This window comes from Streptomyces pluripotens (assembly GCF_000802245.2).
GTDB classification, from domain to species: domain Bacteria; phylum Actinomycetota; class Actinomycetes; order Streptomycetales; family Streptomycetaceae; genus Streptomyces; species Streptomyces pluripotens.
Map to the genome: position 1 here is coordinate 3,223,005 of NZ_CP021080.1, position 20,865 is coordinate 3,243,869.

A 20,865-nucleotide genomic window follows, 5' to 3' on the forward strand; every position below is an offset into this window, starting at 1 on the left:
CCTCCGGGCGCCGGGGGCCGGGCCGAACGCCCGGCTCCCGCACCCCGGCCCCGTGCGGGTCCTCACGCCAACGACAGGAACAACTTCTCCAGCCGGGCGCGCATCTCTTCGGTGTCCTCGCCGTTCTTCCGGCCGGACTCGATGTCCGCCACACACTGCTGCAGACCGGTGGCGATGATCGCGAAACCGGCGCGGTCCAGCGCCCGCGAGGCGGCGGCCAGCTGTGTGACGACGTCCTCGCAGTCCCGGCCTTCCTCGATCATCCGGATCACCCCGGAGATCTGGCCCTGCGCCCGCCGAAGCCGGTTCAGCACGGCTTTCAGGGACTCACCCTCAAGCTCCAGTTCCACGATCACTCCTCGAGAAATACCCCTAGGGGTACTGTACGTCCCAGTTCGGGATGACGGCGACCATTAAGGATCACTTCTGTCATGACCCCCCACCCGACCCCCATCGCATTCGAAACCGATCAGGCTCGCGAACGACTGCACGAATTCACCGTGGTCGACGTGCGCACCCCCGGTGAGTATGCCTCCGGCCACCTGCCCGGGGCCCTCAACATCCCCCTGGACCAGATTCGGCGAGCCCTGCCCGAGCTCCAGCACGCGGCCGATCACGGCGGCCTCCTCGTCGTGTGCGCCTCCGGAGCCCGCTCGGAGAACGCCTGCAAGCTCCTGAGGGAGCAGGGCATTCCGGCGGCCACCCTCGTCGGCGGCACGGGCGCCTGGGCCGCTCAGGGGCACGACCTGCACCAGCCCGCCGCCTGTGACACACGCGCCCGCTGGAGCATGGAGCGGCAGGTGCGCTTCACCGCGGGGGCGGTGGTGCTCCTGGGGCTGCTCCTCGGCTTCCTGGTGCACCCGGCCTTCCAGATCCTCTCGGCCGGCATCGCAGGCGGCCTCGTCTTCTCCGCGGTCACCGACACCTGCGGCATGGCGGCCATGTTGGGCAAGCTGCCCCACAACCGGCCCCGCGCCGCCGACCTCGACGCCACGCTCGCCGCGCTGCGCAGCCGCTGAGACCGACGGAACCGGGGCCTGCACGCATAGCGCGTGCAGGCCCCGGTTTCTGTGGGCCCTCAGCCCTGTTCCGCCGCGCCCTCGGCAGCCCGCCGACGCAGGTCACCCATGTCGACGGACCGGATCTCGGCGATCAGCTCCTCCAGGGCCTGCGGCGGCAGCGCGCCCGGCTGGGCGTACAGAACGGTCCGCTCCCGGACAGCCATGAGGGTGGGGATGGAGGAGATCCGGAAGGCGGCAGCGAGTTCGGGCTGCGCCTCGGTGTCGACCTTGCCGAAGACGATGCCCGGATGCCGCTGGGCGGCCTGCTCGTAGACCGGCCCGAACATCCGGCACGGACCGCACCAGGCGGCCCAGAAGTCGATCAACACGATGTCGGAGCCGGTGAGAGTCTCCTCGAAGTTCTCTTTGGTCAGTTCGACGGTCGCCATGGCGTCCCACTCTCCTCTCAGATACCCCACGGGGTATCTGAGACAACCGGCGCGGGGCCGGGTTTGTTCCGGGCCGGCAGGCAGGCAGGGGACCCGAGTACACGCGGACCGAGTACACGCGGACCGAGTACACGCGGACCGAGTACACGGGTTCCCGGAGCGACCCGCACGGGCCCTCGACGCGACCGGCGCGGGGAACGCATCACGCCAGCTCGATGTCGATCTCGGGTGGCCGGCTGAGCGTGTTGTGGACGGTGCAGTGCGAGGCGACGGCAAGCAGGGCGGTACGACGCTGCTCAGTGAGCCCCGGCGGCGGGACGACCACGATGCGCACGGAGGCGACGCGGGCCGGGCGGTCGGTGGCCATGACGAACTCGGCCCGCACCTGCAGCCCGGAGCGGGACAGACCGTGGCGGATCAGGTAGCGGCCGGCGTAGAAGGCGACGCAGGTGGCCAGAGAAGCCGCGAACAGTTCGGTGGGCGTCGGTGCGGTGTCCGCGCCGCCCGCTTCGGCGGGCTGGTCGACCTGCATCCGGTGACCGCGGACGTCGATGGCGTAGGCATCACCATCGACGTGGGTGACGTCGAGCGTGTGTACGGCGGTGTCCTGCGGCCGGGTCACGTTGATGGTGTGCGGTGCGGTGCCGGTCATGGCCGGACCCCTTCCGTAAGCGGCTTCCGTTTCCGGTTCCCAGTCGACTGCGGTCCATCTGCCGGATCGAGAGGCCGAGGGGGTGGTCCGCAGGTCCGATAGGCCCCTCGTGCTCCACGGCCCGGTTCCACCGCGCGCGCCCGGCCGGCCGAGGGCACCGTCGAGCCCGGGAAGCGGAACGACGAGGACGGGAGCGGCAAGCCGGGACCGGGGAGCCGGGAGCAAGAGGCCGGCACCGGGACACCGGCACCGGAACGCCGGAGCCGAGTTGGTCAGACGAGGCCGAAAGACCAGGTCGGCAGGACGGCGCCGGGAAGACCGCGTCAGGAGGACGGGGAACCGCCCTGCGGCCGGGCGCCGCCGGCAGGGTTCTCGACCGCACCGACCCGCTCAAGGAGCAGATGGGCCAGGCCGCGGGCCTCTTCCGGGGTGAGCGCCGCCCAGACTCCCGGGTCGCCGCCGCGGTCCTCCCCCACGTCCAGGGCGATCCTGCTGACCGGCCGGTCCGGACGGCCGAGCCGCAGGCACCGGACCGCGATCCGACGTCCGCACGTGGTCACGAGGGAGTCCTCGTCAGTGTGGCTCTCCTCGCCCCCGCGGAGCCGGTCGTCTCCTGCCGTCGCCATCGGTCTCACGCTCCTCCGCCCGTCGTCCCCTGCCGTCCCAGCGAATCGCCGCCCCTGAGACCCACCTACCCGTCGGGGCACCAGAAGCAGCGCATCACGCACCGGAAATGTTCCCGTCCACCCACCGGAAAGCAGGCGCCCGGATCACCCGCTCCCGGGTCACACCGGGTCCGTGCGGGGGCTCAGCCACGCCGACACGACCGCGACGGCCGAGGCCGACACCAGGATGACGGCGGCCCAATGGGCCCCGGTCCGCACCCCTGCACCCCCCGCCAGATGCAACGCGAGGGTCACCAGGGCGACTCCGAGCGCCGTCCCCAGACCACGCGTCATGTTGACCAGGCCACCGCCCGTACCGGAGGACCGGGCGGGTATCGCACCCATGATCATGGCGTTGTTGGCCGGCGTGAACGTCCCCAGGCCGAGCCCCGCACCCGCCAGCACCGGCACCAGCCAGACGGTGGTCAGCGGGACGACCAGCAGGGCGGCCAGGGCGAGAGCGAAAACGGCGGCCCCGGCCAGACATCGCCCGCGGTCCGAGAGGCGGCGCGGCAGCAACCGGTCCCCGCCGGCCGCGGCCAACCCGAACCCGGCCGGCAACGCCGTCAGCACCAGCCCGGCGGTCAGCTCGGAGCTGCCCTGCGCGGAGAGCACGACCGGCACCAGCACCAGCGGCCCGAACAGCACCAGGTAGCCACTCAGCGCCCCGACCAGCCCGAACGCCACCGCCCGGGTGCGCAGCAGGGCCAGATCCAGCAACGGGGCGACGGCCCGTCGCTGCCGCCGCACGAAACCCCGGCCGGCCCAGGCCGCCACCGCGAACAGCAGCGCCACACCCCAGCCGGGCACGGCCAGCCCGGAGGCGGCGGACACACCCAGCAGAGCACTGGTGGTCGCCACGGAAAGCAACCCCAGGCCAACCCAGTCGAAGCACGCGACCTCCGTCCGGGCCCGGGTGCGCGGCAGCAGATAGTGCCCGCCCACCAGTGCCACCACACCGACCGGGACGTTCACCCAGAACACCCACCGCCAGTCCAGCGCGGACACCAAGACCCCGCCGACGGTCGGACCCAGCGCCAGTCCGAGCGCCTGGGCGGCGGCCTGCACGCCGAGCGCGCTGCGCATCCGCTCACGCGGGGCACTGGTGGTCACCAGAGCCACGCTGTTGGCCTGCATCATGGCCGCCCCGGCCGCCTGGACCACACGGAACACCACGAGCACCGCCAGCGAGGGAGCGAAGCCGCAAGCGGCGGAGGCCAGTGTGAAGACGGCGAATCCGTACAGGTACAGCAGCTTGCGGCCGTGGGCGTCGGCCAGCCGGCCGGCCGGCACCAGCAGCGCCACCAGGGTCAGCAGGTACGCCAGCGACACCCACTCCACGGCGGCCAGGCGGGCGTGGAACCCGGTGCGCAGGCTGCCGTAGGTCAGCGTCACGATGCTGGCGTCCAGCTGCCCCATGAACGCGCCGAAGCACACCGTCCCCACGGCCAGCCACCAGCCGTTCGGCCGGGACCGGATCGCCTCGGGGCGGGGCCGCTCCGCGGTGAGCAGGGTGGACCAGCGGCTCCTGGACCCGTGCGGACTCATGCGGTTGGCCATGACCCACACATTACATCGGTAACCGAAATGTTTTGCCAGCGTCCTATCCGGAGCGGTGATCCCGCACCGGCCGCATCCGGCCCGGGGATCTAGGCTTCCTCCCGTAGGAGATCCGCTTCGTCTGCGCGGTCTGTGGCGTCAAGAGGGAAGTCCCGTTGAACTTCTGGTCGATCTATCAGCACGGCTTCGCGCGCGTCGCCGCGTGCACGGGCCACACCGTCATCGCCGACCCGCACGCCAACGCCGAAGCGGTCCTGCGCCAGGCGCGGCAGTGCGCGCAGGACGGGGTCGCCGTCGCCGTCTTCCCCGAGCTGGGCCTGTGCGGCTACTCGATCGAGGACCTGCTGCTGCAGGACGCGCTGCTGGACGAGGTCGAACGGGCGGTCCGGTCGGTGGCGGCCGGGTCGGCGGAGCTGCTGCCGGTGCTGGTCGTCGGAGCCCCGCTGCGCCACCGCAACCGGATCTACAACTGCGCGGTGATCGTGCACCACGGTCGCGTCCTCGGCGTCGTACCCAAGTCGTACCCACCGAACTACCGCGAGTTCTACGAGCGCCGGCAGATCGCCTCGGGCGACGACGAGCGTGGCGGGACCATCCGGATCTGCGGCGAGACCGTACCGTTCGGCGTGGACCTGCTCTTCGAGGCGGCGGACGTGCCCGGACTCGTGCTGCACGCGGAGGTGTGCGAGGACATGTGGGTCCCGGTGCCGCCGAGCGCCGAGGCGGCACTGGCCGGCGCGACCATCCTCGCCAACCTCTCCGGCAGCCCGATCACGGTCGGACGGGCCGAGGACCGCAGGCTGATGTGCCGTTCGGGATCCTCCCGCTGCCTCGCCGCCTACGTCTACGCGGCGGCCGGCCTCGGCGAGTCGACCACCGACCTGTCCTGGGACGGACAGACCATGATCTACGAGAACGGTGCGCTGCTGGCCGAGAGCGAGCGCTTCCCGCTCGGCGACCAGTACGCGGTGGCCGACGTCGATCTGGACCTGCTGCGGCAGGAGCGGCAGCGGGTGGGCTCGTTCGACGACAACCGCCGTACCCACGGAGCACGCACCGGCGATTTCCGGACGGTCTCCTTCGCACTCGACCCGCCCACCACCGACCTGGGACTGCGCCGCCGTGTCGAACGCTTCCCGTTCGTGCCCGCCGACCCCGACCGGCTCGCCCTGGACTGCTACGAGGCCTACAACATCCAGGTCGCCGGGCTGCAGCAGCGGCTGGCGGCGATCGGCGACCCGAAGGTGGTCATCGGCGTCTCCGGCGGCCTCGACTCCACGCACGCGCTGATCGTCGCCGCCCGGGCCATGGACCGCGCCGGACGGCCGCGCAGTGACATCCTGGCCTTCACCCTGCCCGGCTTCGCCACCAGCGACCACACCAAGGACAACGCCCACCGGCTGATGCGCGCGCTCGGCGTCACCCCGGCGGAGCTGGACATCACGCCGACCGCGCAGCTGATGCTGCAGGAGATCGGGCACCCGTTCGCCGCCGGTGAGCCGGTGTACGACGTCACCTTCGAGAACGTCCAGGCCGGCCTGCGCACCGACTACCTGTTCCGGCTGGCGAACCAGCGCGGCGGCATCGTGCTCGGCACCGGCGACCTCTCGGAGCTGGCACTCGGCTGGTCCACGTACGGCGTCGGCGACCAGATGAGCCACTACAACGTGAACTCCGGAGTACCGAAGACGCTGATCCAGCACCTGATCCGCTGGGTCATCGGCAGCGGCCAGTTCGACGAGGAGACCGGCCGGATCCTGGTCGCCATCCTGGACACCGAGATCAGTCCCGAGCTGGTGCCGGGCGAGGAGCTCCAGTCCACCGAGTCGAAGATCGGCCCGTACGCACTGCACGACTTCACGCTCTTCCACGTGCTGCGCTACGGCTTTCGGCCGTCGAAGATCGCCTTCCTGGCCTGGCACGCCTGGCACGCCCCGGACACGGGCGCCTGGCCGCCCGGGTTCCCCGAGGCGAAGCGGGTCGCCTACGACCTGGCGGAGATCCGGCACTGGCTGGAGGTCTTCTGCCGTCGATTCTTCGCGTTCTCGCAGTTCAAGCGCTCGGCCATGCCCAACGGCCCGAAGGTCTCGGCCGGCGGTTCGCTCTCGCCGCGCGGCGACTGGCGAGCCCCCTCCGACGGCAACGCCCGGGCCTGGCTGCGGGACCTGGAGCGCTTCGGTCCCGACGGCGCGGACACCGCACCCTAGCCGCCGCGTCCACCGCGCCCGACAGCCGACAACCGACACGATCCGTGCCCTTGACAGCGGCCTGGACCGGTGAGGCCGCGTCCGGTGTGGCGCCGGCGCCCGCTCGGCTCACGCCTTCGCGAGCGCCAGTGCGTGGATGATGCGCGCCAGGTCGTCGGGGGCCGCGGCCAGGCGGACCGGCGTGCCGGCGTCGTCCAGTTCGGCGACGTGCCAGTCACCGGGAACGCCGTCGCCGTCGGCACCCCGGGCACGCCGTACGTTCTTCACCGTGAGCCGCTCCACCGGAACCGACTTCGCCCCGAACCGGCCCGGCCCCGGGTGGGGTGTCACTGCGGGCCCCTCGTTGCCGAGGACGATGTGGGTGCCGAAGCCATAGGGGTTGTAGTCGGTGTCCTCCAGGAAACGGGCGGCCAGGAACACGTCACCGTCCGCCGCGTCCTCCGCTTCCGGCCGCCGGGTCGGCGCGGACTCGCCCGGCACGCGGATCCGGGTGACGTGCCAGGCCCAGGTCAACAGGCCGGCGGTGACCAGCGAGCCGACGGCCCACCAGGTGATCGTCTGTGCGGAGCCCAGCGGGGTCGTGGGGTGCAGGTAGCACAGCGGCAGCAGCCAGACGGCGGTGCCGGCGAGGACACCCGTGAACGGCAGGGCCGACGGCAGCCGCTCGTCGTCGGGCAGTCGGCGCCCGCGCAACCGCCGCAGCACCTGGGCCCCGGGAAGCCCCGCGAGCAGGACCAGACCCGCCGCGAAGACGGCCAAGCTCCCCCCGGTGATGACGTGCCCCGTCCAGACGTAGCGCTCTCCGGCGACCTTCATCACCTCGCCCCGGAAGACGGTCAGCTCGACCCGGTCACCGGCCCGGAACGCCTCGGCGGCCTCACGGGACACGGCCAGCCGGTCCGAGGGCCCGCCGCCGGCGAAGTACAGCCAGCTCTGCCGCTTCGGCAGGTGCGGCTCGGTCCGTGTGATCACCGCCGGTACGGTGCGCAGACAGGGCCGGGCCCCGGTCGGCTGCAGCCCGGCCGCACACGGCTGCGCCACCTGGTACTGCCGCTCGTACGCCGAGGCACCCGGCACCGCGAACGCGACCGCACCCGCAGCCGCGAGCAGCAGCAGGGACGCGCACAGCCGGCTCACCCAGCCGCTGCCCGCCGCGTCATCGGTGACGACGCGGAGCCGGCCCGGCTCCGTACCGCCGTGGCGGCGGTGGACCTCGCGCAGGCCGGACAGCTGCGTGGCGAAGTGTTCGTCGCCCGGCGTCGAGCTCGCCGGCTGCGGCAGCGTCCGCCTGCGCCCGTCCCGCATCGCCAGGACGACCCGGCGGGTCTCACCGCCCCGGGGCAGGGTCTTCACACGGACGAGCAGTTCCGCGATGTCATGCCACGGCACGCTGCGGCGGCGCAGCAGTGTCCAGGAGTGCACGCCGTACGCGTCGGCAGCCACCCGGGCGGTCACCTGGTACAACGCCACGGCACCCACCACCACCGCCACCAAACCGACGAGCCCCCACCAGGCAGGAAGACCGCCCCGGTACCCGAACGCCGCCCCGGCGGTGAGCGCCCCGGCCACCCCGAGTCCCACGACGAACCAGAGGCTGCGCTTCGAGCGGGGACGGCAGACATATTCCGAGGCGTTCATGACCGCAATGGTGACAACACGCGCACCGCAGTTCCTGTGCCGGTTACGGCAATGTGGGGGACTCGTCGCTGCCGTGTTCCGACCTCCGCGCTCAGTTGTTCCAGGTCTCGTCGTACGGGTCGTGCGGCACCGGAACCGGTCTGGCCGACGTGACCTTCAGGTAGGGGATGGGCCCGTTGTTGACCGGATCGTGGGCGACCCCTGTGGCGTACCTGCCCGTCACCTCCAGCCAGGCGTCCGGGCGCAGTACCGGCGGCAGCTCGCCGGTCAGGGCGATCTTCACCGGCTGGGCGTCCGCGGCGCAGCAGTTGAGGGCCATGCGGACCAGGTACGGCGAGCCGGCGTGGTCCAGGGCGAGGAAACCGGTGACGCGGACGGCGCGGCCGTGCAGTGAGCGACCGTGGCCGTAGGCGGCGCGGGAAGCGTAGTCGACCACGGACAGCGGGACCGGATCACCGGCGGGCAATAGCCCGTAGCCGTACGGCCTCTGCAGGGCCGTGCCGGTGCGCACCGCGCTGTAGGAGCCGAGGGCTGGCGGGGCGACGAGGATGAGGGCGAGCAGCGGCAGCAGCAGGAGCCAGGAAATGCGTGGTTCGGGGTGTTCAGCGGTGTGGCGGGAGCTGCGGTGGCGCCGGCGCTCGTACCAGGCCGTCGCCAGCGCCGCCACGACCAGGACCGCTCCCGAGGCCAGCAGCAGTGGGCGGAGGCCCGCCTTGACGTAGCGCAGATAGAGGCCGGTGGTGCCGGCGTGCAGCAGGGCGGCGCCGAGCAGGAACAGGACGGCGGCCTGGGCCTGGCGGTTCACAGCAGTACCACACCCGTCAGGACGGCGCCCGCCACGGCCAGCACGAAGGTCGCCGGGGCGAAGCGGAGCGCGAAGGCGCGGCCGAAGGTGCCGGCCTGCATCGCGAAGAGCTTGAGGTCGATCATCGGGCCCACCACCAGGAACACCAGCTTGGCCGTCGGGGAGAACTGGGTGAGGGAAGCGGCGACGAACGCGTCCGCCTCCGAGCAGATGGACAGGAGGACGGCCAGGACGGCGAGGGCCAGGACGGAGAACAGCGGACTGCCGGCCGCCGTGCGCAGCCAGTCCGGTGGGGTCACCGCCTTCAGCGTGGCCGCGGCCATCGCGCCGAGCACCAGGAAGCCGCCGGCGTGCATGATGTCGTGCCGGACCGAGTTCCAGAACGTCTCCCCCCTGGTCGCGCCCTCGTGTGCACCGTGGGCCGGTGGGCGCAGCCAGTCCGTACGGCCCAGGCGGTGCCACAACCAGCCCATCGCGCACGCCACCAGCAGGCTCGCCAGGAACCGGGCCAGGACCATCTCCGGGTTCCGGGGGAAGGCGACGGCGGTCGCGGTCAGCACGATCGGGTTGATCGCGGGAGCGGACAGCAGGAACGCGAGGGCCGCCGCGGGGGTGACGCCCCGGCGGACCAGAGCGCCCGCCACCGGCACCGACGCGCACTCGCAGCCCGGCAGCACCGCACCCGCGACCCCTGCCACGGGAACGGCCAGGGCAGGGCGGCGCGGGAGGGCGCGCGCGAAGAACGACGGGGGCACGAACACCGCGATCGCCGCCGAGAGCAGCACGCCCAGCACCAGGAACGGCAGCGCCTGGACGGTCACCGCCACGAACACCGTCGTCCAGCTCTGCATCCGCGGGGTAGCGAGGAGCCCGCGGATCGGGGACTGGGCGAGCACCGCCAGCAGGAGCGTCAGGGTCAGCACCAAGGGGGAACTGAGCCGCCGGTCCTCCTTGCCCGGCCGGCCGCCGCGTGGGTGTGCCGGGCCGTGCGTGCTGGCGCCGGGCGAGGCGTCTTCGGTGACGGTCACGGGTGCGTACCTCCGGCTGGTGTTCTGCCTGCCTTCTCAGTACGCCCGTTCCCGTGTCGCCGTTCAGGCCCGATGGCGCAGCCTTGCCTACCCCGCCGGGCAGGCGGTCCGCGCGGCCAGGTGCCGCTGCGCGAAGTCCAGCTCCAGTCTCACCTGCTTGATCCGCTCATCCACCACCAGTGAGCCGTGCCCGGCGTCGTACCGGTACACCTCGTGGACCGCGCCCCGGGCCTCCAGGCGCTTGACGTAGTTGTCGACCTGGCGGATGGGGCACCGCGGGTCGTTGACGCCCGCCGAGATGTGCACGGGGGCCTCGACCCGGTCGACGTAGGTCAGTGGGGAGGATGCCTCGAAGTGCTCGGGGACCTCCTCCGGGGTGCCGCCCAGCAGCGTGCGGTCCATGGCCTTCAGGGACTCCATCTCGTCGTGGTACGCGGTGACGTAGTCCGCGACCGGGACCACCGCGATGCCCACCGTCCACGCCTCGGGCTGGGTGCCGAGGCCGAGCAGGGTGAGGTAGCCGCCCCAGGAGGCGCCGGTGAGGATCAGCCGGTCCGGGTCGGCGAGGCCGGAGGAGACCGCCCAGTCGCGCACCGCGGCCACGTCCTCCAGTTCGATCAGGCCGACCCGGTGCTTGAGGGCGTCCGTCCAGGCCCGGCCGTATCCGGTGGAGCCGCGGTAGTTGACGCGGACCACGGCGTAGCCGTGGTCGACCCAGGCGGCCGGGCCCGCCGCGAAGGAGTCGCTGTCGTGCCAGGTCGGGCCGCCGTGCAGGTCGAAGACCGTGGGCAACGGTCCGGTGGCACCGGTTGGACGCTGGATCAGGGTGTGGATCCGGCCGCCCGGGCCCTCGACCCACGCGTCCTGCACTTCTACCGATGGCGGGCAGGTCATGCCGGGCGGGTCCAGGACGATCCGGCCGGTCGTCGACCGCACCACCGGGGGCTCGGCGGCCGACGACCACAGGTACTCCACACTGCCGTCGGGGCGGGCCGTCGCACCGGAGACCGTGCCGGGCGGGGTCGGGATGCGGGTCAGCTCACGCTCCGCCAGGTCGTAGCGGAACAGTTCGCTGCGGGCCTCGAATCCGTGCACGACGAGGAGGGCGGAACCGTCCGGATACCACTCGGCGCCGACGTCACCGGGTAGGTTCAGAGCGACGTCCGTCTGCGTGCCCGTCGCCACGTCCCACACCAGCGGCTCCCAGCGGCCCCGGCGCTGGTGGCCGATGAGCAGGCGGGTGTCGCCGTCGACCGGGGCGAAACCCAGCACCTCCAGGCCCAGCTCCCGCGTGCCGCCCTCGGTGTCGTCCAGTTCGGCGACCGTCGAGCCGTCCGGGCGCAGTACGCGCAGCGCCGCGTGCATGGCGTCACCGTGCTCGGTGTGCTCGACGGCGATCAGGGAGCCGTCGTGGGAGAGGTCTCCCACACTCGCCGACTCGCGGTGCCGGTAGATCTCGACCGGGGCGCCGCCCGTCCCCGCGAGGTGGATGGTGGTGCCGTCCTCGTCCGTGGAACGGCCGACGACCGCCACCCGGCCGTCGCGGGCCAGGGCCAGGCCGGCCGGGTAAGAGGGGGCCAGGCCGGGGACGGCCGGTTCGTCCGCCCCGCCGGTGAACGGCTGGCGGCGCCAGATGCCGAACTCGTCGCCGTCCTTGTCGTCGAACCACCAGATCCAGGAGCCGTCCGGGGAGAGCACCCCGTCCGTGGTGCCGTTCGGCCGGTCCGTCGCCTGTCGCTGCCCACCCGTGGCGCGGTCCCAGGCGTACAGCTCGTACGTGCCCGTCGCGTTCGACACGAACAGGGAGCGCTCCGGCGCGCCCTCTGCCCAGTCGGGCAGCGACACGCGCGGCGCTCGGAAGCGCTTCTCCCAGTCCGGCATGTCCGGTGCATCTGACGTATTCGATGCATCCGGTGCATCCGCTGCATGCAATTCGTCTGGTGTGTCCGACGCGCCCGGCGTCCTGCTCTCACTCATGGCCCCAGTCATGCGCCCATAGTGCCTGGTCGAGTCGCCGCCTGGGGGGCGGGTGCGCACAGCCTGTGGACAACTGTCCGATCGCAGGCACGCGGACCACCTCCGATCACCTCCCATCACCTCCCCGGCCGTCTCCCGCGACTCGGAGAACTACGCGCGGCCGAGAACGCCCGGAACGCCCGGAACGCCCGATGTGCTCGACATATCAGAGACATTCGGAATATTGAGGACGCCGAGGGCAGGGGGCTTCGGGGACCACGGGGTACGCGATCGCTACCACCGGCCCCCCGGCCGGGGCTTCCCCGCAGGCGCCGTACCGTGGAGGGCGTGTACCGGTTTCTGCTGACACCCCGCTGGTGGGGCATCAACGTCTTCGTGCTGCTCGCCGTCCCGTTCTGCGTCTTCATGGGGTCCTGGCAGTTGAGCCGGTTCGAGGCACGGGTGCAGGACCACCGTGCGGCGGCCGAGCAGGCCGCCAGCGGTCGGCACGAGACCGCCCGACCGTTGGACGGGATGCTGCCCGTGGACAAGAGCACCTCGGGGCGGCGGGTCACCGCGAGCGGCCGTTACGGCAAGCAGCTCCTGGTGCCCGGCCGGGAAGTGGACGGCAAGCGCGGCTTCTACGTGCTCACCCTGCTGCGCACCGGTTCCGGCAAGGCCCTGCCCGTGGTGCGCGGCTGGCTGCCGGGCGCGGCGGACTCGGCGAAGGCGCCCGCGCCGCCGAGCGGTGAGGTCACCGTCACCGGAGCGCTGCAGGCGTCAGAGACCCCAGGGGACAACGGCGTCAGCGCGCGGAGCGGGCTGCCGGCCGGGCAGACGGCGGCCATCAGCTCGGCGTCACTGGTGAACTTGGTGCCGTACCGGCTCTATGACGCCTGGATCACCCTGGACAAGGCCGACTCGGGGATGAAGGCCGTGCCCGCGACCGCACCGGGCGGCACCGGGCTGGATCTGAAGGCGTTCCAGAACCTGGGCTACACGGGCGAGTGGTTCGTCTTCGCCGGGTTCGTGGTGTTCATGTGGTTCCGGCTGCTGCGCCGGGAGGTGGAGTCGCAACGGGACGCTGCGCTGGGCCTGGTGACGCAGGGGACTGACCGGGAGACCGTGGCCGGCGGGTGACCGGTGTCGGGGTACCCGTCAAAACGGGCACGGTCACCCGTGTCGACCCGGGTACCGACCGGGCCGGCCGCCGGCGGGTTCGGCGGCACGTGTGCCACCAGACCGGGCCTTTTCACGCCCCTGCCAGCACTCCGGTGTAGTACACCGTGCCCGCGCAGGCGTCGGGCACCCTCACCGAGACTGCCGGGGAGCCCGGTTGCGGAGTGTGGGTGACGGTGATGCCGCCGCCGACCGTACCGTCCTCGGTGACCAGCTGGGTGGTGACGCCGGAGGACGTGCTGCCGGAAGTGTCGCTGCCGGAGGCCGTGCCGCCGGAGGGAGCGGCGTCCTGGGAAGGCGTCGGGTCGGGGCTGGCGGCGCCGGTGTCCGAGCCGCCGGAGGTGCTGCTGCCGCCACCGGCGGCGGGGCAGGCCGCCGAGGGTACGAAGGCGAACTTCTCCTCGTAGACCGCGCCCGGCTGCAGGACCAGCCCGGAGACCTCGAGAGTGGGGTCGGGCAGTGCCGTCGCCGCGTCCCCCGCCGTGTGCCGAACGGTGGCGATCTCGGCCGGGTCGGGGGCACCCTGCACGGTGGTGCCGATGGCGCCCTCGCCGCCGACGGTGCATGCGGTGCTGGAGATGTTGGTGACCTGGAAGGTGCCGTAGACGACGCCGACGGAGTCGGGCGCGTCGGCACTGCCGGTGGCGGAACCCAGCTGGGCCGCCGTGCACATCGGAGCACCCTGGGACGGGGCCGAGGACGGGGTGGCGTCCCTGGTCACGCCGGCGGCGCTGCCCGCACTCCCGCCCTTCTGGTCTCCGCCGCCGCTCCGCCTGCCGGGCTGGGCTGTCGCGCTGCCGGAGTCCTTCCTGCCACCCGAATCGGCGGCCTTGTCCGTGCCCTGGCCGGTACCGCCTTGGGCCTGCGAGGACTCGCCGGCCATGGCGGTGTTGGGATCGGAACCGCCGGCGTTGGAGACGTGGACCAGGGCGGGTACTGCGGTGCAGAGGAACAGGGCCGCGGCGACCGCTCCGACGGCGGCCTGCCGCTTGCGGGCCCGTCGAGCGGGGACGGCCCGGAGCAGGTGCTCCAGCGTGCCGGCGCTCGGCTCGATGTCGTCGACGGCGGAATGCAGCAGCCGTCGCAGGGCCAGTTCGTCCGGTGCAAGTCCGGAATCGAACCCATCGGGGCCACTGCCGTCGGGGCCGTGGTTCACAGTTCCGTTCCCAGTGTGCGTTGGGGCGTGCTCTTGCGCGTGCCGCTCCACCGGTTCTTGCCGGGCTCGGGGCTCGTGGCGTTCGTGGAAGCGGCGTCCACCAGGACCGCCCCCTTCGACTCGCTCACTCATGCCGTTCTCTCCATGGCTGTCCGCAGCGCGGCTATGCCACGCGAGCCGTACGCCTTCACCGAACCCAGGGATATTCCGAGGGCCTCAGCGACCTGGGCCTCCGTCATGTCCGCGAAGTAGCGCAGCACGAGAACCTCGCGCTGGCGGCGCTGGAGTCCCTTCATCGCCTGGATGAGGTCGCGCCGCTCCAACTGGTCGTAGGCACCCTCCTCCGCACTGGCCATGTCCGGCATCGGCTTGGCGAGCAGCTTCAGGCCGAGGATGCGTCGACGCAGGGCGGACCGGGAGAGGTTGACCACCGTCTGCCGGAGGTAGGCAAGGGTCTTCTCCGGGTCGCGGACGCGCTTGCGGGCCGAGTGGACGCGGATGAAGGCCTCCTGGACGACGTCCTCGCAGGAGGCGGTGTCGTCGAGGAGGAGCGCGGCGAGGCCGAGCAGTGAGCGGTAATGGGCCCGGTAGGTCTCGGTGAGATGGTCGACGGTGGTACCGACTGCGGTCGTCGTGGTCTCCTCGACACCGTCACGCTGGCTGGGTATGCGGGCGGGCCGCGCTGCGGGCATGGGCGCGATCACCGGCATGCCGCCGGGCGGGCGGGGACGGCGCACCGCGCCGGGCGGCCGCAGGGCCAGGCCACGGCGGGCCGTACTGAGTTCGAGTACCTCTGCCACGCCAGTTGGACACGTCTCCCCCGTCCAGGGTTGTACATGTCCGACGTCACATGTGCGACAACCGACGGTGCCTCAAGTGCCGTCATGCGCCCCGCTCTTCCCCTATATCCCATTTGAACGGGCGTCCCCACGCCCCGATCACGGCGTCCCCACGCCAGGATCATCGTGTCCGCAGGCCCCACGAGGGTGACCGCAAAGACGCTCCCCGCCCTGGACGCGGTTGCGCGGGGCGGGGAGGAAGGTCCTTCGTTGATCCTCTGCTGGCGCACGGCCCGGTTCAAGTGGTCCGGACCATGCTCCTGGACACATTGCTTACGCGGATCCTACAAATGGATCCGCTCCCCAGCAGGTTGTTTACGGCATCGGGCCGACGGGACCGGAGCTCCGCGCCCCGCTCAGCAGGACTCCGCCGCGATCAGCTCGGCGATCTGCACAGTGTTCAGCGCGGCCCCTTTGCGGAGATTGTCGCCACACACGAAAAGTTCCAGCGCGCTCGGGTCGTCCAACGCCCGCCGCACCCGGCCGACCCAGGTCGGATCGGTGCCCACCACGTCGGCAGGCGTGGGGAACTCACCGGCCGCGGGATCGTCGCACAGCACCACGCCCGGCGCGGTGGCGATGATCTCGCGAGCACCGTCGACCGTCACCTCGTCCTGGAAACGGGCGTGGACGGTCAGCGAGTGCGTGGTGACCACCGGCACCCGCACACAGGTCACGGCGACCGGCAGTTGCGGCAGCCCGAGGATCTTGCGGGACTCGTCCCGCACCTTCATCTCCTGCGACGACCAGCCATCCGCCCGGAGCGACCCGGCCCAGGGAACGACGTTCAGCACGACCGGTTCCGGGAACGGCCCGGTGTCGTCGCCGACGGCCCGCCGGACGTCCCCCGGTTTGGCCCCGAGCTCCGTACCGGCCACCAGGGACAGCTGGGACCTGAGCGTGTCCACACCCGCCCGTCCGGCCCCGCTCACCGCCTGATAGGACGACACCACCAGCTCACGCAGCCCGAACTCGGCGTGCAGCGCGCCCAGGGCGACGATCATCGTCAGGGTCGTGCAGCTGGGGTTGGCGACGATCTGGCGCGGACGGTTGTGCACCGCGTGCGGATTGACCTCGGGTACCACCAGTGGCACGTCCGGGTCCATCCGGAAGGCGCTGGAGCCGTCGACGACGACCGCCCCGCGCGCGGCGGCAACCGGCACCCACTGGGCGGCGACCTCGTCCGGCACGTCGAACAGCGCGATGTCGACCCCGTCGAAGGCCTCCTCCGCCAGGGCCACCACCTCGACCTCCGCACCGCGCACGGCCAGCTTGCGGCCGGCCGAACGCGGGGAGGCGATCAGACGGATCTCGCCCCAGATGTCCGCGCGCTGGGACAGGATCTGGAGCATGACCGTACCGACGGCTCCGGTCGCTCCCACGATCGCGAGCGTCGGCTTCCCGGTCATCGTCGTGCGCCTCCGTACACCGGGGTGGTCATCGGCCGGTGCCGCCGTAGACGACGGCCTCGTCGGTGGCGGAGTCCAGCCCGAAGGCGGTGTGCACGGCGCGGACGGCCTCGGACACGTCGTCCTTGCGGGTGACGACGGAGATGCGGATCTCGGAGGTCGAGATCAGTTCGATGTTCACGCCCGCGTCGGACAGCGCCTCGAAGAACGTGGCGGTGACGCCGGGGTTGGTCTTCATGCCGGCGCCGACCAGCGAGATCTTGCCGATCTGGTCGTCGTAGCGCAGCGAGTCGAAGCCGATGCCGGGCTTGTTCTTCTCCAGCGCGCCGATGGCCTTGCGACCCTCGGTCTTGGGCAGCGTGAAGGAGATGTCCGTCAGACCCGTGGAGGCGGCGGACACGTTCTGCACGACCATGTCGATGTTGATCTGGGCGTCGGCGATGCTACGGAAGATCGCGGCGGCCTCACCCGGCTTGTCCGGCACGCCGACGACCGTGATCTTGGCCTCGGAGGTGTCATGCGCGACACCGGAGATGATGGCCTGCTCCACCTTCTTGTCCCCTTGCATAATCGGCTCACTGCTGACCCAGGTGCCCTGGAGCCCGCTGAAGCTGGACCGGACATGGATCGGGATGTTGTAGCGGCGGGCGTACTCCACACAGCGGTGAAGCAGCACCTTGGACCCGGAGGCCGCGAGCTCCAGCATGTCCTCGAAGGAGATCCAGTCGATCTTCTTCGCCTTCTTCACCACCCGCGGATCGGCGGTGAACACGCCGTCGACGTCGGTGTAGATCTCGCAGACCTCAGCGTCCAGCGCCGCCGCGAGGGCCACCGCGGTCGTGTCGGACCCGCCGCGCCCCAGCGTGGTGATGTCCTTCTTGTCCTGGCTGACGCCCTGGAAACCGGCGACGATCGCGATGTTGCCCTCGTCGAGCGCCGTCCTGATCCGGCCCGGCGTGACATCGATGATCCGCGCTTTGTTGTGGACCGAGTCAGTGATGACGCCTGCCTGGCTGCCGGTGAACGACTGGGCCTCGTGCCCCAGGTTCTTGATCGCCATGGCCAGCAGGGCCATGGAGATCCGCTCTCCGGCGGTCAGCAGCATGTCGAATTCCCGCCCGGCAGGCATGGGGGAAACCTGCCCGGCGAGATCGATCAGCTCGTCCGTCGTGTCGCCCATCGCGGAAACGACGACGACAACTTGGTTGCCGTTCTTCTTCGCTTCCACGATCCTCTTGGCGACGCGCTTGATGCCTTCGGCATCGGCTACGGAGGAGCCTCCGTACTTCTGCACGACAAGGCCCACGTGCGCTCCTCGCTCGGTTCGTTTATGTCGGCTCAGTTTATCGAGCGCCCGAATTCCACCACCCTGTTCCCGCATGGTGAGACATGGGGCCGGCCGGGTCCGAGGCATCGAGCACTCGGTTCCGGTACCTGCCCAGCGCGGGCAGTGCCACGCCACAAAGTGTGCCGGGTCACATTCCTGCGCTCCCCGAGCCCTGCACCGGGGCGACGGGTGCGGAGCGGATGGGGCCCTGACCCGCGGAGAGCAGCGCGAAAACCGGCAGCCAAGTGTCCGGCTACTTGCCCGGCCGGATGCCCAGCGGACCGCCGATCTCCTCCGCCATCACACGGCCGGCCTCGAACTCCAAGGTCTCGTCACCCATGGCGGCCTGATCGGTGTCGAGGCCGTCGAGTTCGTCCAGGGGCTGGTTCAGGCGGACGTGGATGAGGACCGACTGCAGGGCACGCAGCACCGCCGAGGCCGTGGGGCCCCAGTTGGAGAAGTAGGAGAACTGCCACCACCACAGGGCCTCCGTGGTGCGACCCGCCCGGTAGTGGGCCATGCCGTGGCGGAGGTCGGTGATGATGTCGGCCAGGTCGTCGGAGACACGGGCCGGGACTGGTGCCTTGCGGGGCTCGTAGGGGTCGAAGACCTCGGAGTAGACGTCGACGGGCTCCAGCAGGCGGGCGAAGTTCTCACGGAGCCCGTCCACGTCCGGCTCGGGGCCCAGGTCGGGCTCGTAGCGCTCATCGGGGACGATGTCCTCGTGCGCGCCCAGCCGGCCGCCGGCCAGCAGGAGCTGGGAGACCTCCAGGAGGAGGAAGGGAACCGTCGAGCCGGGCTCGTCGCCCCTCGCCACCTCCGAGACGGCCACCAGGAAACTCTCGATCTGGTCCGCGATCTGGACCGCGAAGTCGTCCGGGTTCTGCGTCGTGGCGTGCAGCGTGGCGTCAGACATCTAGGAGTCGTCTCCCCTCGAAGGCGCGGCCGAGGGTGACCTCGTCCGCGTATTCCAGGTCGCCACCCACCGGGAGGCCGCTGGCCAGGCGGGTGACCTTCAGGCCCATGGGCTTGATCATGCGGGCGAGGTACGTCGCCGTGGCCTCGCCTTCGAGATTCGGATCCGTGGCCAGGATCAGTTCCGTGACCGTCCCGTCGGCCAGCCTCGCGAGAAGTTCTCGTATACGCAGATCATCGGGACCCACCCCCTCGATCGGGCTGATCGCGCCGCCGAGGACGTGATAGCGGCCGCGGAACTCGCGGGTACGTTCGATGGCGACGACGTCCTTGGGCTCCTCCACCACGCAAATGACGGCGGGGTCGCGCCGCGTGTCACGACAGATGTTGCACAGCTCCTCCTGCGCCACGTTGCCGCAGACCGCGCAGAAACGGACCTTCGCCTTCACTTCCAGGAGCGCCTGCGCGAGCCGCCGCACGTCCGCCGGCTCGGCCTGCAGGACGTGGAAGGCGATCCGCTGCGCACTCTTGGGACCGACGCCGGGCAGCCGCCCCAGCTCGTCGATGAGGTCCTGGACCACGCCTTCGTACAACGGACTGCCCTTCCTGGAGTCGTACGGTACGTACCGTAGTTGGCTGCGGCCGGTCTTAGAAAGGGAGACCGGGAATGCCGGTCCCGCCACCCAGGCCCTGGGCCAGCGGGCCCAACTTCTGCTGCTGCAGCGTCTGAGCGTTCTCGTTGGCCGCCTGTACAGCCGCCACGATCAGGTCGGCGAGGGTCTCGGTGTCCTCCGGGTCCACCACCTTCGGGTCGATCAGCAGCGCACGCAGCTCACCGGAGCCGGTCACGGTGGCCTTCACCAGGCCGCCGCCCGCCTGCCCGTCGACCTCCGTGTTCGCCAGTTCCTCCTGCGCCTGCTGCAGGTCCTGCTGCATCTTCTGGGCCTGCTGGAGCAACTGCTGCATGTTGGGCTGGCCACCACCGGGGATCACGATCAGCTCCTCGCTGTCTTCTCCGACGCCGCTCTCCGACGCCGCTCTCCGACGCCGCGTTGCGACGCCACTCTCCAACGCTTTTCACCGTTGTGCACGAGCCTACGTGGTCCACGCGACCATCGCCCCACCACTCTTTCGGGTGAGAACGTTGACGGTCCTATACCTGATCAAGGCCCTCTTCCGAGCGGAAAAGCCGGGAAAGCTCCCTCCCCGCCACCCGTTGGGCGGTAGGAAGGGTGCCGCGCGTCGGCATGAAATGTCACGCAACGTGACCGGTCGTGATCAGTAGGGAGTGCCGGGTGGGTCAGCCGGAGATGCAGCCCGATGGGCCGCCTCAGGACGGGCGGGGCGAGGAGGCGGCCGGGCTGCGGCCGGGTGATCTGACCGGGCGCGCCTTTCCGCTCGGAGACTGGGGAGAACCCGCCGAGCGCCTCGACGAGCTGTACCGGTGGGTGGAGCGCGGGGCACAGGAGACAGCGGCCTGGTACATGCGGGACCGGACAGGGAAGCGGCGCAGCGCCCGGGCACTGCGGTCCGGCGCCGCGGCGGGTGCGGTGGCCGGAGCCGGGCTGCCGTTGCTGGACCTGACCGGCGCGGCCGGCGGGGTGGCGCCATGGGGCTGCCTGGCACTGCTGCTCGGGGCCGCCTGTGTCGGCATCGACCGGTTCTTCGGGGTGACGTCCGGGTGGATGAGGGACGTGGCGACGGCGCAGGCGGTACAGCGACGGTTGCAGGTACTGCAGTTCGACTGGGCCTCGGAGAGCGTACGGGAGGTGCTGGGACCGGCGGAGGGCACGGCGAGCGAGGCCGCCGAACGGTGCCTGGGCGTCCTGCGGCGCTTCTCGGAGGACGTGACGGAACTGGTGCGCACGGAGACGACCGACTGGATGGTGGAGTTCCGCACCGGGGCGGCACCGCTGGGCATCCAGACGGCGGTGGCGGCCGTACCACGGCAGGAGCAGGGAGGCTCGACGGGCCGCTTTCCACTGCCGCCGGCGAACGGCTCCCGCCCGAACATGCCCCGGCAACGGCCGCCGGAGGCCCGGTAGGCGCCCCGCGGGAGCACAGGTGACCGGGCGAGCG

21 protein-coding genes are annotated in these 20,865 nt (G+C 71.3%); 4 read left to right on the forward strand and 17 right to left on the reverse strand.

Annotated elements, in window-relative coordinates; genetic code table 11:
* Positions 1-62: 62 nt before the first annotated feature.
* Positions 63-350, reverse strand: a complete 288-nt coding sequence (locus LK06_RS14415; RefSeq protein ID WP_039650458.1) for a metal-sensitive transcriptional regulator — start codon at positions 348-350, stop codon at positions 63-65.
* Between the two features lie 81 nt (positions 351-431).
* Between LK06_RS14415 and LK06_RS14420 the strand changes: the two genes are divergently transcribed.
* Positions 432-1,019: a rhodanese-like domain-containing protein gene (locus LK06_RS14420; RefSeq protein ID WP_039650460.1), complete on the forward strand. Its 588-nt coding sequence runs from the start codon at positions 432-434 to the stop codon at positions 1,017-1,019.
* Positions 1,020-1,078: 59 nt separating this feature from the next.
* Here LK06_RS14420 and trxA read toward each other — a convergent pair whose 3' ends face one another.
* From trxA to LK06_RS14440, 4 genes are all read right to left on the reverse strand, one after another.
* Positions 1,079-1,450 (reverse strand): thioredoxin, encoded by a 372-nt coding sequence (gene trxA / locus LK06_RS14425; protein ID WP_039650462.1) that lies wholly within the window; start codon positions 1,448-1,450, stop codon positions 1,079-1,081.
* 202 nt (positions 1,451-1,652) lie between these two features.
* Entirely contained in the window at positions 1,653-2,102 is a 450-nt protein-coding gene (locus tag LK06_RS14430) for an OsmC family protein (protein WP_078858711.1), read from the reverse strand.
* A gap of 323 nt (positions 2,103-2,425) precedes the next feature.
* The gene (locus LK06_RS14435; RefSeq protein WP_039650465.1) at positions 2,426-2,728 is read right to left on the reverse strand and encodes a hypothetical protein; all 303 of its coding nucleotides are present in this window, start codon (positions 2,726-2,728) and stop codon (positions 2,426-2,428) included.
* Between the two features lie 159 nt (positions 2,729-2,887).
* Positions 2,888-4,327, reverse strand: a complete 1,440-nt coding sequence (locus tag LK06_RS14440) for an MFS transporter (protein WP_052269821.1) — start codon at positions 4,325-4,327, stop codon at positions 2,888-2,890.
* A 155-nt stretch (positions 4,328-4,482) separates the two neighbouring features.
* On the opposite strand from LK06_RS14440, the gene LK06_RS14445 reads away from it, so the two are divergent.
* Positions 4,483-6,534, forward strand: a complete 2,052-nt coding sequence (locus LK06_RS14445; protein WP_039650467.1) for an NAD(+) synthase — start codon at positions 4,483-4,485, stop codon at positions 6,532-6,534.
* 108 nt (positions 6,535-6,642) lie between these two features.
* Here LK06_RS14445 and LK06_RS14450 read toward each other — a convergent pair whose 3' ends face one another.
* The 4 genes from LK06_RS14450 to LK06_RS14465 form a co-directional block, all read right to left on the reverse strand.
* Positions 6,643-8,172, reverse strand: coding sequence for a membrane protein (locus LK06_RS14450; protein WP_043410136.1), 1,530 nt, complete (start codon positions 8,170-8,172; stop codon positions 6,643-6,645).
* Positions 8,173-8,263: 91 nt separating this feature from the next.
* Positions 8,264-8,977, reverse strand: a complete 714-nt coding sequence (locus tag LK06_RS14455) for a TIGR03943 family putative permease subunit (protein WP_043432325.1) — start codon at positions 8,975-8,977, stop codon at positions 8,264-8,266.
* The gene (locus LK06_RS14460; RefSeq protein WP_043432327.1) at positions 8,974-10,005 is read right to left on the reverse strand and encodes a permease; all 1,032 of its coding nucleotides are present in this window, start codon (positions 10,003-10,005) and stop codon (positions 8,974-8,976) included. Before LK06_RS14460 ends, LK06_RS14455 begins: the two co-directional genes overlap by 4 nt.
* Before the next feature lie 87 nt (positions 10,006-10,092).
* Positions 10,093-11,886: a S9 family peptidase gene (locus tag LK06_RS14465; RefSeq protein ID WP_043432328.1), complete on the reverse strand. Its 1,794-nt coding sequence runs from the start codon at positions 11,884-11,886 to the stop codon at positions 10,093-10,095.
* Positions 11,887-12,309: 423 nt separating this feature from the next.
* Here LK06_RS14465 and LK06_RS14470 point away from each other — a divergent pair, with 423 nt between their 5' ends.
* Positions 12,310-13,101, forward strand: coding sequence for an SURF1 family protein (locus tag LK06_RS14470; protein WP_174673875.1), 792 nt, complete (start codon positions 12,310-12,312; stop codon positions 13,099-13,101).
* A gap of 112 nt (positions 13,102-13,213) precedes the next feature.
* Here LK06_RS14470 and LK06_RS14475 read toward each other — a convergent pair whose 3' ends face one another.
* From LK06_RS14475 to LK06_RS14505, 8 genes are all read right to left on the reverse strand, one after another.
* Positions 13,214-14,296: a hypothetical protein gene (locus tag LK06_RS14475; RefSeq protein ID WP_039650479.1), complete on the reverse strand. Its 1,083-nt coding sequence runs from the start codon at positions 14,294-14,296 to the stop codon at positions 13,214-13,216.
* Positions 14,293-14,424 carry a hypothetical protein gene (locus tag LK06_RS34875; RefSeq protein ID WP_267886076.1) on the reverse strand — a complete coding sequence of 44 codons (132 nt, stop codon included), beginning with the start codon at positions 14,422-14,424 and terminating at the stop codon, positions 14,293-14,295. The genes LK06_RS14475 and LK06_RS34875 overlap by 4 nt, the downstream gene beginning before the upstream one ends.
* Complete coding sequence (locus LK06_RS14480) at positions 14,425-15,096, reverse strand: SigE family RNA polymerase sigma factor (RefSeq protein WP_078858713.1); 672 nt, start codon at positions 15,094-15,096, stop codon at positions 14,425-14,427.
* Between the two features lie 395 nt (positions 15,097-15,491).
* Entirely contained in the window at positions 15,492-16,544 is a 1,053-nt protein-coding gene (locus LK06_RS14485; RefSeq protein WP_039650482.1) for an aspartate-semialdehyde dehydrogenase, read from the reverse strand.
* 28 nt (positions 16,545-16,572) lie between these two features.
* Complete coding sequence (locus LK06_RS14490) at positions 16,573-17,850, reverse strand: aspartate kinase (protein ID WP_039650484.1); 1,278 nt, start codon at positions 17,848-17,850, stop codon at positions 16,573-16,575.
* A 274-nt stretch (positions 17,851-18,124) separates the two neighbouring features.
* Positions 18,125-18,787, reverse strand: coding sequence for a DUF5063 domain-containing protein (locus LK06_RS14495; RefSeq protein ID WP_039650486.1), 663 nt, complete (start codon positions 18,785-18,787; stop codon positions 18,125-18,127).
* Positions 18,780-19,379, reverse strand: a complete 600-nt coding sequence (gene recR, locus LK06_RS14500; protein WP_039650488.1) for a recombination mediator RecR — start codon at positions 19,377-19,379, stop codon at positions 18,780-18,782. Before recR ends, LK06_RS14495 begins: the two co-directional genes overlap by 8 nt.
* Before the next feature lie 55 nt (positions 19,380-19,434).
* Complete coding sequence (locus LK06_RS14505) at positions 19,435-19,779, reverse strand: YbaB/EbfC family nucleoid-associated protein (RefSeq protein ID WP_039650490.1); 345 nt, start codon at positions 19,777-19,779, stop codon at positions 19,435-19,437.
* A 302-nt stretch (positions 19,780-20,081) separates the two neighbouring features.
* On the opposite strand from LK06_RS14505, the gene LK06_RS14510 reads away from it, so the two are divergent.
* Positions 20,082-20,831, forward strand: coding sequence for an SLATT domain-containing protein (locus tag LK06_RS14510; RefSeq protein ID WP_039650492.1), 750 nt, complete (start codon positions 20,082-20,084; stop codon positions 20,829-20,831).
* The last annotated feature ends 34 nt before the right edge of the window (positions 20,832-20,865 follow it).